The organism is Burkholderiales bacterium, from assembly GCA_013695435.1.
Lineage (GTDB): Bacteria > Pseudomonadota > Gammaproteobacteria > Burkholderiales > JACMKV01 > JACMKV01.
The window spans coordinates 1-12,425 of record JACDAM010000013.1; the positions used below are offsets into that span (position 1 = coordinate 1).

10 protein-coding genes are annotated in these 12,425 nt (G+C 60.6%); 6 read left to right on the forward strand and 4 right to left on the reverse strand.

Annotation, left to right across the window (positions count from 1 at the left end; genetic code table 11):
• The 4 genes from H0V78_00650 to H0V78_00665 all read left to right on the forward strand — a co-directional run.
• Positions 1-599 (forward strand): DUF1343 domain-containing protein (locus H0V78_00650; protein ID MBA2350333.1); only part of this gene is annotated, 599 nt, incomplete at its 5' end.
• Between the two features lie 153 nt (positions 600-752).
• Entirely contained in the window at positions 753-1,607 is an 855-nt protein-coding gene (locus tag H0V78_00655) for a hypothetical protein (GenBank protein ID MBA2350334.1), read from the forward strand.
• Positions 1,604-2,080, forward strand: a complete 477-nt coding sequence (locus H0V78_00660) for a glutathione S-transferase N-terminal domain-containing protein (GenBank protein MBA2350335.1) — start codon at positions 1,604-1,606, stop codon at positions 2,078-2,080. Before H0V78_00655 ends, H0V78_00660 begins: the two co-directional genes overlap by 4 nt.
• Positions 2,031-2,300, forward strand: a complete 270-nt coding sequence (locus H0V78_00665) for a glutathione S-transferase C-terminal domain-containing protein (protein MBA2350336.1) — start codon at positions 2,031-2,033, stop codon at positions 2,298-2,300. The genes H0V78_00660 and H0V78_00665 overlap by 50 nt, the downstream gene beginning before the upstream one ends.
• Positions 2,301-2,516: 216 nt before the next feature.
• Here H0V78_00665 and H0V78_00670 read toward each other — a convergent pair whose 3' ends face one another.
• The 4 genes from H0V78_00670 to H0V78_00685 form a co-directional block, all read right to left on the reverse strand.
• Positions 2,517-3,953: a cytochrome B6 gene (locus tag H0V78_00670; GenBank protein MBA2350337.1), complete on the reverse strand. Its 1,437-nt coding sequence runs from the start codon at positions 3,951-3,953 to the stop codon at positions 2,517-2,519.
• 374 nt (positions 3,954-4,327) lie between these two features.
• On the reverse strand, positions 4,328-7,240 hold the full coding sequence (locus tag H0V78_00675; protein ID MBA2350338.1) for a valine--tRNA ligase: 2,913 nt from the start codon (positions 7,238-7,240) through the stop codon (positions 4,328-4,330).
• 727 nt (positions 7,241-7,967) lie between these two features.
• Entirely contained in the window at positions 7,968-8,456 is a 489-nt protein-coding gene (locus tag H0V78_00680) for a DNA polymerase III subunit chi (GenBank protein MBA2350339.1), read from the reverse strand.
• Between the two features lie 11 nt (positions 8,457-8,467).
• Entirely contained in the window at positions 8,468-10,018 is a 1,551-nt protein-coding gene (locus H0V78_00685) for a leucyl aminopeptidase (protein ID MBA2350340.1), read from the reverse strand.
• Between the two features lie 228 nt (positions 10,019-10,246).
• On the opposite strand from H0V78_00685, the gene lptF reads away from it, so the two are divergent.
• The gene (lptF, locus tag H0V78_00690; GenBank protein ID MBA2350341.1) at positions 10,247-11,326 is read left to right on the forward strand and encodes an LPS export ABC transporter permease LptF; all 1,080 of its coding nucleotides are present in this window, start codon (positions 10,247-10,249) and stop codon (positions 11,324-11,326) included.
• A 25-nt stretch (positions 11,327-11,351) separates the two neighbouring features.
• Positions 11,352-12,422: an LPS export ABC transporter permease LptG gene (gene lptG / locus H0V78_00695; protein ID MBA2350342.1), complete on the forward strand. Its 1,071-nt coding sequence runs from the start codon at positions 11,352-11,354 to the stop codon at positions 12,420-12,422.
• Positions 12,423-12,425 lie beyond the last annotated feature (3 nt).

Below are 12,425 nucleotides of genomic sequence, written 5' to 3' on the forward strand. Positions count from 1 at the left end.
CGTCGCGCGCTCCCGGCTACGGCTGGCCGATTGGCGAACGCGCCTGGATCAACCCGAGCCCGAACGCGCCGAACCTTTCGATGGCGCGCTGCTATGCAGGAACTGTCATGCTCGAAGGCGCAACCCTATCCGAAGGCCGCGGCACGACGCGGCCGCTCGAATTGTTCGGCGCGCCCGAAATCGATGCGCGCGCGCTGATCGCAACCATGCAAAAACTGGCGCCGCAGTGGCTGCGCGGCTGCCGGCTGCGAGAATGCTGGTTCGAGCCCACCTTCCACAAGCACGCCGGCAAGCTGTGCGCCGGCGTACAGATTCACGTCGAGGACGGCAGCTATGATCACGATGCCTTCCGGCCGTGGCGTTTGCAGAGCCTCGCGTTCAAGGCCTTGCGCAAGCTGCGCCCCGATTACGATCTGTGGCGCGATTTTTCCTATGAATACGAACACGATCGCCTCGCCATCGATCTGATCAACGGCAGCGAATTGCTGCGGCAATGGGTCGATGACGTGGCAGCCGAACCCGGCGATCTCGAAGCTTTGGCGGCGCCCGACGAAGCCGCCTGGCTGGATGAACGCGATCCCTTTCTGCTTTACCGCTGACCTGCGTAGCGCGGGCGGCGGTTGGAGGCTAGTATCAACCATATGACGCCATCATTTCGGGGCAGAATTCTGAAATTCGCGTGGACGCGGGGAGCAAGGCACCCCTTGCGGAACCGGAACCAATTGCCGTCCCCATGCGTATCTGGTAATGCCATGCGTCTTTCCCGCCGTCTTTTCCTGTGTACCTGCAAGCTCATCTGTGCGGCATATTTCACGGCCGCCGCGGTCAACATTGCGAGCGGCGCTACAATCTGCACGGTGCCCGAGGATTTGCGCCGCGCGCTGCCGGCCGCGCCGCCGAAGCTGGTTTACAAAACCCTGTGGGACAAGGGCGCCCCAATCGAAGAGTTTCCGCTCGGCATCGGCCATGTTCATCTGGCGCCGGGCGTCGACGGCACTTCGGATTGGTGGCAGCGCCTCGATCTGCCTTTGTCGGAGACCCCGGGGGCGCCGCCATTTGTTTGGATCGCCGACGGCTGGCTCGTGCGGCGCGACGGCAAGGTCGAGCCGTTCGATTCATCGGCCATGGTGGAAACCGGCTACGAGGTGCCGACCTTTATCGTGGTCGCTCGCCAGGAGGACGGCTGGCTAAAAATCCGCTATCTGGCGCCGGGCAATGGGCAGCCGTTCGCCTGGCTGCCTCCCTGCGCACTCACGGGCAAGATCAAGCTGACGTACACGCCATGGGGCAAGTGGTTCCTGCTGGAATGGATCGCGCCGCTGCGCTTCAGACTTGATACGCCGCACGTGCTGCGCGCCGCACCCGGCGTCGAGTCCGGCCGCGTCGGCATCGTCAGCGGCGACTATCATCTGGTGCCGGACGAAGTGCGCGGCGAGTGGATGCACGTCAAGGTCTCGCGACCTTCCGACTATTGCTCGGAACGGAGCAAGGAGAGCAAGGCGGAATTACGCGAGGGCTGGATCCGGTGGTTTTCGGAAGAAAAGGGGCCGTGGCTCTGGTATTCGCCGCGCGGATGCCAGGCAGATACCGAACGGGAGAAAAAATGATCAGACTTTATCAGTTCGAGCCGGCTTTCGGTTTGCCCAACGCGAGCCCGTTCTGCATGAAGCTGGAGACTTACCTGCGCATGAGCGGTTTGCCGTTCGAGATTGCGCCAAATGCGAATGTCATGAAGGCGCCGAAAGGCAAGATGCCGTATATCGAGGACAACGGTCACGCGATCGCCGATTCGACCTTGATCATCGAATATCTGAAGAAAACGTATGGTGACAAGCTCGACGCGAAGCTGTCATCCGAGCAGCGCGCGATTGCGCTCGCCATGCAGCGGCTGATGGAGGAGAACCTGTATTGGGCGGCAGTTTATTCGCGCTGGTTCGAGCCTGACGGCTGGCGTCTGACGCAGCAGGCGTTTCTTCGGCAAGCTGCCGCCACCTGTGAAAACGATAGTCTCGGCAGTTGCGCGGCGCGGAATGAAGCGCGAACTCCACGGCCACGGCATGGGCCGTCATACTTCCGATGAGATTTATGCGATCGGCAAAGCCGACATCGGCGCGCTCGCCGACCTTCTCGGCGACCGGCCTTTCGTCATGGGCGCGGAGCCGACGTCGGTCGACGCCGTTGCCTACGCGTTTTTAGCCAACCTGATCTGGGTGCCGCTCGATACGCCGCTCAAGCGCTACGCCCTCAGCCGGCCGAACCTCGAAGCGTATTGCCAGCGCATGAAATCGCGTTATTACTAAGGCTAGCAAAGACTAACGCGCTTTCATAAATGCCTAACCCGTATGTTGTCGTCCTCGCGCAAGCGGGGACCCAGCGACTTGCCTTGACGACACTGGATTCCTGCTTTCGCGGGAATGACGAGGTGCAGATAGCATTTATGCAAGGATGAGTAAGCCCTGGGAAGGCAGGCTGCGCTCATAGAGCGGCGTTTTTTTGTTTCCTGCACTTCCGTTTCGTTATAGCGTTCTCAGGAACGCGACCAGATCTTTCTTCTCGGCGTCGGTCAATTTCGTGCCGAGCACGACGTTGAAAAACTCGACCGTATCATCCAGCGTCAGCAAGCGGCCGTCGTGCAAATACGTTGGCGAATCCTTGATGCCGCGCAGCGGAAACGTCTTGATCAGGCCATCGCCGGCCGCCTTTTTGCCATTGACCATTTGCGTCTTGTAGAAACGCTCGGTCTTCAAATCGTGCATCAGATTGTCGGTATAGAACGGCGCCTGATGGCAACTGCCGCAATTGGCCTTGCCGAAGAACAATTCCTGCCCGGCCATTTCGGATTTGCTGGCTTTTGCGGCATCGAGTTTACCGGTCATCGGATCGAGTTTTGGCGCCGGCGGAAAGTCGAGCAGCGACTGGAACTCGGACATGTTGGCAACTTCGCTGCCGCGCTCAAGGATGCGCACGCCTTTCTTGGTCGCAATTACATTGTCGCCGTCGAAGTAGGCGCCGCGCTGCTCGAATTCGGTGAAGTCCTCGATGCTGCGCAGCGCGCGTTGCGAGCCGAACAGGCGCTGAATATTGACGCCGCGCAAGGTCGGAACGTCGAGGCGACGGCGAAATTCCTGCGGGCGCGTCTGCGGATCGAGGTGGGTCGCGCCATTGACGTGTCCGTTCGCATGGCAATCGAAACAAGTCACGCCGGCGCTCGGCGTATCGGTGCGGCGATCACCGGTCATATTGAATTGCTGCTGCATCAGCGGTGAGACCAGCAGCCTGACGCCGTCGAGCTGCTTGGGTGTCAGGATGCCGTTGAACAACTCGTAGTAATTCTGCGTGGTAACGAGCTTGCCCTGGCTGACGTCGCCGAGATCGGGTCGGCTGGTCAGAAAAATCGGCGCCGGAAATTCGGGCAGCAAATGATCGGGAAGATCGAAGTCGAGATCGAAGCGCGTCAGGTCCCTGAGCTTCTCGCCTTCCTGCTTCTTGATCTCGTCGATATGAAACTGCGGGAACACCATGCCGCCTTCGGCGTGGTTCGGATGCGACAGCGGCAGAAAGCCGGCCGGGAACAGATTTTTGTCGCGGATCGCGTCGGGGCTCAGGCCCGCGAGTTGCTGCCAGCTCGTGCCATTGGGCAACTTGACGCGCACGCCTTCCTGTACAGCCTTGCCTTTGCTCATGGTCACGCCCTTGGCCGGACGATCGCTCAGATCGTAGCGCTCGTTCAGCAGCTTTTTCTGGCGCTCCATGATCTCGGGCTTGGCTGCTTCCATGCGCGCCTTCACGGCTTCGAACGTTTCCTTGTCTACGACTGGCGCATAGCTCGACGGGACAGACGGGGACGGTTTCTTGTCCTGGGCGGAGGCGGCCGTAGAAAAAATCAGGGCGGTCGCGAATATTCCGCTGACCGCCCTGATTGCTGACTTGCGCTGGTTCCGGTTTATTGTCATGGCTTTCTCCCTTGTGATCGCGTATTGAGATCGCGACGCGAGCCCAAGTGACAGCGCGAGTTTAAGAGAAAACGTTGAATCTGAACTTGGGTTAATTACGGAATACGAGCTACGGAAAAGCCGTAATCGTTTGGCATTCGGATCGCCCGACGTTGGCATCACCTGACTTTAATTTGATAAGTTTTTCTTTTCCCTTGGCGGGAAATCGGAATGGGGGTCAGCGTATGCAGCGCGCATAGCAGGCATTCACCCACCCTGGCCCTCCCCGTCGACGTGGAGGGAATCATGCATAGGTAATTTGAAGCGCTCCCTCCCCACTTGGTTGGGAGGGCTTGGGGAGGGGATGCTACGACGCAGCTGCAGCAAGGCTCCGATTAGCCGAGCTGATGGAGCTGCGCCTGATTTTTTTCCAGCGTGTCGGTGAATTTGACGAGCCGCTCGCGTTCCTGCGCAACGACGTGTGCCGGCGCGCGTTCAACGAAAGCCGCGTTGGCGAGCTTTGCTTCGGCTTTGTCGATCTCCGTTTGCAGGCGCGCGATTTCCTTCAGCAGGCGGTCGCGTTCAGCGGCGAGATCGCGTTTGACTTCGAGCATCAGGCGAGTGTCGCCGACGATGGCAACGGCGGCATCCGCAGGCGGCAGATCGCCTTCCACGATTGTCACGCCGGATAATTTGGCAAGCGCCTGCAGATAGGACGAAAATGCATTGAGCATATCGCTGTCGCCGGACGCGATCAGCGGAATGCGCTGCGCCGGCGAGATGTTCATTTCCGACCGCAACTGGCGGCACGCGTTGACGATATCCTTCAGCATATCGATGTGCTTGCCGGCTTTCTCGTAAATCCGGCTTTTGTTCGGCTGCGGGTAGGTTTGCAGCATGATCGATGCGCCTTGCTTGCCCGCCAGCGGGGCGATCTTCTGCCATAGCTCCTCGGTGATGAACGGTATGATCGGATGGGCGAGGCGCAGCGTCGTTTCGAGCACGCGCACCAGCGTGCGGCGCGTCGTGCGGCTGATCAACTCGCTTCCTTCACCTTGCTGGCTCAACTGCACTTTGGCGAGCTCGAGATACCAGTCGCAATATTCGTCCCAGACGAATTCGTAAATCGCGCGCGCCGCCAGATCGAAACGGTATTCGCTCAAGCTCGCCACGACCTCGCCTTCCGCGCGCTGCAGACGACCGATGATCCATTTGTCGGCATCCGTGTATTCGAGCAGCAGCGTTTCGTCGAGCCCGACATCGCGGCCCTCGCAATTCATCAACACGAAACGCGCGGCGTTCCACAGCTTGTTGCAGAAATTGCGATAGCCTTCGCAGCGGTTCAGATCGAATTTGATATCGCGTCCGCCTGAGGCGAGGCTGGCGAACGTGAAGCGCAGCGCATCGGTGCCGAACGCCGCTATGCCATCCGGAAAATGCTTGCGCGTGGTCGCGCGGATCGCCTCGGCCTGCTTCGGGTTCATCAGGCTGGATGTGCGTTTGTCGATCAGCGCGTCGAGCGAAATGCCGTCGATCAGGTCGAGCGGATCGAGCACATTGCCTTTCGATTTGCTCATTTTCTGCCCTTCGGCGTCGCGGATCAGGCCGTGCACGTACACTTCGCGGAACGGTACCTTGCCGGTGAAATGCAGGCTCATCATCACCATGCGCGCGACCCAGAAGAAGATGATGTCGAAGCCTGTCACCAGCACCGAGGTCGGCAAAAAGGTTCGCAGCTCCGGCGTCTCTTCGGGCCAGCCCAAGGTCGAGAACGGCAATAGCGCCGAGCTGAACCAGGTATCGAGCACGTCTTCGTCCTGGCGCAAATGCGGGTGGCCGGCCTGCTGCCGCGCCTGCTCGACGTTGCGCGCAACGTACAGCTTGCCGTCCTCGTCGTACCAAGCCGGAATCCGGTGGCCCCACCAGAGCTGGCGCGAAATGCACCAATCCTGGATGTTAAGAAGCCACTGGTTATAGGTGTTTGCCCACGAATCCGGCACGAATTTGATGTCGCCGTTCGAGACCGCGAGCAGCGCCGGCTGCGCCAGTTGCTGCATGGCGAGAAACCACTGATCGGTCAGCATCGGCTCGACGATTGCGTGTGTGCGTTCGCCGCGCGGCACATTGATTTTGTGCGGCCTGGTGTCGGCGAGCAGATCGCGCTGTGCGAGATCGGCGACGATGCGCCGTCGTGCTTCACTGCGGTCGAGGCCGCGATAGGCCTGCGGAATCGCTTCGAGTACGCCGGGCGCGGATTCGGGCGCTGCGCCTGAATCTGTGCTGCCCTCAGCCGGCTCAGGCTGGGCGCTGATGATATGCGCGCGCTTGTCGAAAATGCAGATCAAACCGCCGGCCAGAGCGTTGGCGAGCGCGCCGTCCTTATGCCGCTGCCATACCTGGTAATCGTTGAAATCGTGCGCCGGTGTGATTTTGACGCAGCCGGTGCCGAATGCCGGATCGACGTACTCGTCGGCAATGACCGGAATCGAGCGGTTGCTGAGCGGCAAGCGGACTTTCTGACCGATCAGATCGCGATAGCGCCGGTCTTCCGGGTGCACGGCGACAGCGACGTCGCCCAGCAGTGTTTCGGGGCGCGTCGTCGCCACCACCAGATCGCGCCCTGAATTCTCGACCGGGTAGCGGATATGCCACATCGTTCCATCTTCTTCCCCGGACGTGACTTCGAGATCGGAGATCGCCGATTGCAGCACCGGGTCCCAGTTCACCAGCCGCTTGCCGCGATAGATCAGGCCCTGCTCATACAGCGTGACGAACACCTCGGTGACGGCGCGCGACAAGCCGGAATCGAGCGTAAAGCGATCGCGCGACCAGTCGCATGATGCGCCCAGGCGGCGCATTTGCCGGCTGATTGTCGAGCCCGATTCTTCCTTCCATTGCCAGACGCGTTTGACGAATGCTTCGCGCGTCATGTCGCTGCGGCTGATGCCCTTCTGTTCGAGCTGGCGTTCGACGACGATCTGGGTGGCGATGCCGGCATGATCGGTTCCCGGCTGCCACAGCGTGTTGTACCCCTGCATACGATGGGCACGGATCAGGCAATCCATCAAGGTATCCTGGAACGCGTGGCCCATATGCAGCGTGCCGGTCACGTTCGGCGGCGGCAGCATGATCGCGTAAGCCGGCTGCGTGCTTTGCGGGCTAGGCTTGAAGTAGCCGGCGGCATCCCAGCGCTCATACCAATATTGCTCGAGCGCCTCGGGTTCGTAGCTTTTTGACAGGTTGGCCGGAAGCTTTTCGTCCGGCGCCGCTGCTACATGTGCAGGCGGCGTTGCGTCGGATAAGGGCATCGGTTCCTGCGCAAGAGCTAAATCAGGGGGAGATAGTGGGCCCGATGTGCGGCCGGCGGCGCTCGCTGAGACGCGCAAAAAATCGCTGATCTCTGTCTTCAAATTGCCGGCGAAACGGCTCAGCGACGCTTCGAGCGCCGCGCTCAATTCCGGCACGCAGCGCTGCCCGAGCACGGCCGTGATTTTCGCGTCGAGGTTGGCGGCGAGTTTCTGGTATACGCCGGCCTCGATTTGAGCTATCTGCTCGTTAGTGAGAACAGCTTGAATTACGGGCTGAGCGGCGGGCAGAGCGGGAGCGGGGGGCTGAGCGGCGGAGGCCGCGCCCGGCTCCGCATCGGCCAACGGCGCCTCGTTTGGCGACGCCGTCGCGATCGCGACCGTTTCATTGGCAGCGAGCCCGGCGGGCGCCGACGCACTGGGCGCTTGCCAGCCGCGCTGTGCGGTGATTTCGCCCTCGGCGGCTTCGGCCTCGGCGCTCTTGTTCCCTGGGCTCTTATTCCTTATCCCCGCCGCAGCCGGCTTGGCGATTCTGCGCGGCGGTAGCGTGTCGCCCAGTGTTGGAATGTCGTTGGCGTCGTCGGCGCCGCGTGGCGCAGCAACGACCTCGGTCAAGGTCGGCACCGGGCTTTCCGCAAGCTCTGTATCGCGTTCGCTCCTTTTTCGCGTGAGCGGATCGACCGTTCGCGTATCGATTCTGCCACCGGCCGTCGCGTTCGGGTCGCGGGTTTTATTCTTCATGCCGAACCGCGCCGTTTCCGCCGTCCCCGCCGCTGCCCTTGCCGCTCATTTTTCCAATATCGTGCGTGCGGATTTCGTAACCGCGATCGCGATAAAAGCGGAAGCGTTCGCGGGCCAGTTGGCGGTCGTCGTCATCCATCCCGACGATTTCGATGACGCGCTGGAAACGACTGAAAATCGGCGGGCAATCGCTGCACAGATTAACCAGGAGATCATCGTGCGGCCCATTCGCCATCATCTGGTCGGCACGGTGATCGATAATAACGGGCGTGACATCGGCCAGAGGATCGCCAAACCGGCAGTGCGGGATGAAAGCGGTCGCTGGATAGTTCCACAGCAATTGATCGATCCGCGCCGCCATGGCGGTGTCGGCGGTCAGCATCAGCACCCGCAAATCGATTGCCATCGCCTTGCCGGCGAGGGTGCACGCGGTCTGCAGTTTGTCTTCGGCGTGCGTGTAAAAATCGATCTGCGTCATCAGTGAAGCCCCTAATCGGCAGCCGCCGCCCCCGCCTCGCTTTCGGCGGCGCTTTTTCGCGTTTTACCGGGCTTGCTCTCGGCGCGTTGAATCAGAAAACTGGTCAACAGCGGAACCGGCCGCCCGGTCGAGCCTTTTTTGGCGCCCGAGCGATAAGCGGTGCCGGCGATATCGAGATGCGCCCAGCGGTATTTTTTCGTGAAGCGCGCCAGAAAACAGGCCGCGGTGACGCTGCCGCCGGGCCGGCCGCCGATATTCGCCATATCGGCGAAATTGCTTTTCAACTGCTCCTGATAATCTTCCCACAGCGGCATTTGCCAGGCGCGGTCGTGGGCGATGTCGCCGGCATGCAATAGCTCGCGCGCCAGGGTGTCGTCATTGCTGAAAAGCCCCGATGCGACATGGCCGAGCGCAATCACGCAAGCGCCCGTCAAGGTGGCGATATCGATGACAGTCTCCGGTTCGTAACGCTCCGCATACGTCAGCGCGTCGCACAGAATCAACCTGCCCTCCGCGTCGGTATTCAGGATTTCGACGGTCTGGCCGGACATGCTAGTCACCACGTCGCCCGGTTTGGTTGCGGTTCCGCTCGGCATGTTTTCGCAGGTCGGGATGATGCCGACCAGGTTGATCGGCAGCTTCATTTGCGCGACTGCCGAAATCGTGCCGAGCACGCTGGCGGCGCCGCACATGTCGTACTTCATTTCGTCCATCTCGCCGGGCGGTTTCAGCGAGATACCGCCGGTATCGAAGGTGATGCCCTTTCCGACCAGAACGACAGGTTTCTCGTTCTTGTCGGCGCCGCGATATTCGAGCGCGATCAGCTTTGGCGGCTGCGCGCTGCCGCGCGTGACCGAGAGGAACGAGCCCATGCCGAGCGCTTCCATGTCTTTCAGCTCGAGAACTTCGACTTGCAGATCGTGTTCGCGCGCCAGGGTTTGCGCCTGTTCGGCGAGGTACGACGGCGTGCAGATGTTCGGCGGCAGGTTGCCGAGATCCTTGGCGAGGCTGACGCCTTTGGCGATCGCCATGCCGTGACGCAAAGCCTGTTCGCCGCGAGCAAGTTCCGAGCGTCTGGAGACACTGAGCGTGAGCTTGCGCAGCGGACGGCGGACTTCGTCCTGCTTGCTTTTCATGCGGTCGAAGCGGTAGATGCTTTCCATCGCCGTGGTGACCGCTTGCGTGATTTTCCACTCGCTATCGCGCTTTTTGACGGCCAGTTCGGTCAGGTAGAACACGGCTTCCATCGAGCCGGTTTCATTCAGCGTCTTGATTGCCGCCGCGACCGCCTCCCGATATTCCTTGTCCTTGAAATCGCGCTCGCGGCCAAGGCCGACCAGCAGCACGCGATCCGACAGGGTCTGCGGGATATTGTGCAAGAGCAGCGTCGCGCCGAGTTTTCCCTCCATATCGCCGCGCCGGATGATATCGCCGATATAACCGTTCGAGATGCGATCGAGCAGTTCGCCGGGCAAAGTCAGTTTGCGCGGTTCGAAAACGCCGACAACGACGCAGGCGCTGCGCTGCCTCTCAGGGCTGCCGCTTTTTATGCTAAATTCCACGTAGACTCCCGTTCGGAAACTTCTCTAAGACGGTTTGGAGGCGGTTCATTTTCTGAGTACACGAAAGAAGTATGCAGCCTGGGGGAAGCTCTGCAAACCTTTCCGTTCGTTCCCCTATTTCGAGGGCAGGCGCTGAGCCTGTCGAAGGACAGATACGGGCGGTGAATAAAGGATTCCATGCAATTATCCTAGGACTTTTTCGTAAAAGTCAAAGAAGGCCATGAAATAATGATTTTTCGCCGCGCGCTCGTGCGCGAGTTTGGCGCCTTGGCGCTCGCCGTTTTCTCCGTGCTGTTCGCAATTACCCTCACCACCCAGCTGATCCGCTATCTCGGCCAGGCCGCGGGCGGCGTGATAGCGTCCGACGGCGTGCTGGCGTTGCTGGTGTTCACCGCGATCGGGGCTTTGCCGGTGCTGTTGTCGCTAACCCTGTTCATTTCGGTGCTGATGACGATTACGCGCAGTTACGCCGATTCGGAAATGGTCGTGTGGTTTTCGAGCGGCATGAGCCTGCTGGCGTGGATACGCCCGGTGCTGCTGTTCGCGCTGCCGCTGGTATTCACGATTGCGCTGCTCAGCCTGCTGCTGGCGCCGTGGGCGCTCGACAAGCGCGCGGCATTCAGGCAGCAACTCGAAAGCCGCGACGATGTCTCGGCTGTCGCGCCCGGCGTTTTCAAGGAATCGCGGCACTCGGACCGCGTTTTTTTTATCGAAAGATTCGACAGCGTCGAAAATCGGCTCGAAAACATCTTCATTCACTCGATGCGCAAAGGCGAAACCGCAACCACCGCCGCGGCACAAGGCTTTCAGGAGACGCAGGCAAATGGCGACCGCTATCTGGTGTTGCTGAACGGGCGGCATTACGAGGGCGCGCCGGGTTCGCGCGAGTACAAAATCACCAACTTCGAGCGCTATGAGATTCGCATCGAGGACATCGAGGCGGCCCGAGAGATGCCGTCGACGAAGTCGGTGAGCACGGCCGAACTGTTGCGGGCTCAAAGCCCGCGGGCGCTTGCCGAGCTGTCCTGGCGCGTCGGTTTGCCGATATCGGCCCTGATCCTGGCGCTTCTGGCCATTCCGCTCAGCTTTGTCAATCCGCGCGCCGGCCGCTCGCTGAACCTGATCCTGGCGCTCCTCGTATTCATGACCTACAGCAACTTTTTGAGCGTCGCGCAGGCGTGGATCGCGCAGCAAAAGATCAGTCCGTGGACTGGACTGTGGGGTGTGCACACGGCAATGGTCGCGCTATTGCTCCTCATGTTCTACCGGCGCTTGTCGATCCCTTCGCTGTTCCGCCGGCACCGATGAGCATTACCGGATTGGGGCTGCGGCAATGATATTGCGGCGCTATCTGTCGAAAGAAATCTTGCTGTCGACGTTGTTCGTTTTTATCGCGCTGCTGCTGCTGTTCGCCTTTTTCGACCTGATCAACGAGCTAGACAATCTCGGCCAGAACAACTATCGGCTGGGCTCCGCCCTCGCCTATGTCGCACTGAGCGTCCCAGGGCGCGTCTACGAGCTGTTTCCGATCGCCGCCCTGATCGGCACGCTGTTCGCGCTGGCGCAGCTCGTTCAGCATTCCGAGTACACGGTGATCCGCGTATCCGGCATGTCGATCGCGCGGATGGCGTTTATCCTGATCCAGCTCGGCCTGCTGTTCGCGGCGTTAACCTTCATTTTCGGCGAATTCATAGCACCCGCCGCCGATCGCGCCGCGCAGTATGTGCGGCTGCGCGCGACCAGCAGCGTGATCGCACAGGAGTTTCGCTCCGGGCTTTGGGTCAAGGACGATACCAGCTTCGTCAACGTCGCCCGCATTCTGCCCGATGCGACGCTGCTCGATATCAAGATCTACGAATTCGATCCGAAGTACCGGCTGCGCACGATCAGCACGGCGAAGCAGGGCGATTATCAGAAGGACAATCTGTGGCGGCTGCAGGATGTCGTGCAGACGCATTTCGAGCCGCAGCAGGTTTCGGTCAATTCGATAGCGCTGGCTGACTGGCGCTCGGTGCTGACGCCCGGAATCCTGAACGTACTGCTCGTGGTGCCGGAAAAAATGTCGACATCGAACCTGTATCGCTACGTCGAACACCTGCGCGAAAACAAGCAGCGCACGTCGCGCTACGAGATCGCGCTATGGACGAAAATCAGTTATCCGTTTGCAGTGCTGGTGATGATGGTGCTGGCGCTGCCGTTCGCCCATCACCAGAGTCGCGCGGGCGGCATCGGCGCCAAGATTTTTGCTGGAATCATGCTCGGGCTCGCGTTTCACTTGTTGAACCGTTTGTTCGGCCACCTGGGGCTGCTGAACGCCTGGCCGCCAATCCTCACGGCTACAGCACCCACCTTGCTGTTTCTGGCAGCGGCGGTGGGGATGATGTGGCGCATCGAGAGGCGTTAACAG

Coding starts and splice junctions, on each gene's coding strand:
- H0V78_00655 (MBA2350334.1), top strand. CDS start 753: ATGCGTCTTTCCCGCCGTCTTTTCCTGTGTACCTGCAAGCTCATCTGT.
- H0V78_00660 (MBA2350335.1), top strand. CDS start 1,604: ATGATCAGACTTTATCAGTTCGAGCCGGCTTTCGGTTTGCCCAACGCG.
- H0V78_00665 (MBA2350336.1), top strand. CDS start 2,031: ATGAAGCGCGAACTCCACGGCCACGGCATGGGCCGTCATACTTCCGAT.
- H0V78_00670 (MBA2350337.1), bottom strand. CDS start 3,953: ATGACAATAAACCGGAACCAGCGCAAGTCAGCAATCAGGGCGGTCAGC.
- H0V78_00675 (MBA2350338.1), bottom strand. CDS start 7,240: ATGCCCTTATCCGACGCAACGCCGCCTGCACATGTAGCAGCGGCGCCG.
- H0V78_00680 (MBA2350339.1), bottom strand. CDS start 8,456: ATGACGCAGATCGATTTTTACACGCACGCCGAAGACAAACTGCAGACC.
- lptF (MBA2350341.1), top strand. CDS start 10,247: ATGATTTTTCGCCGCGCGCTCGTGCGCGAGTTTGGCGCCTTGGCGCTC.
- lptG (MBA2350342.1), top strand. CDS start 11,352: ATGATATTGCGGCGCTATCTGTCGAAAGAAATCTTGCTGTCGACGTTG.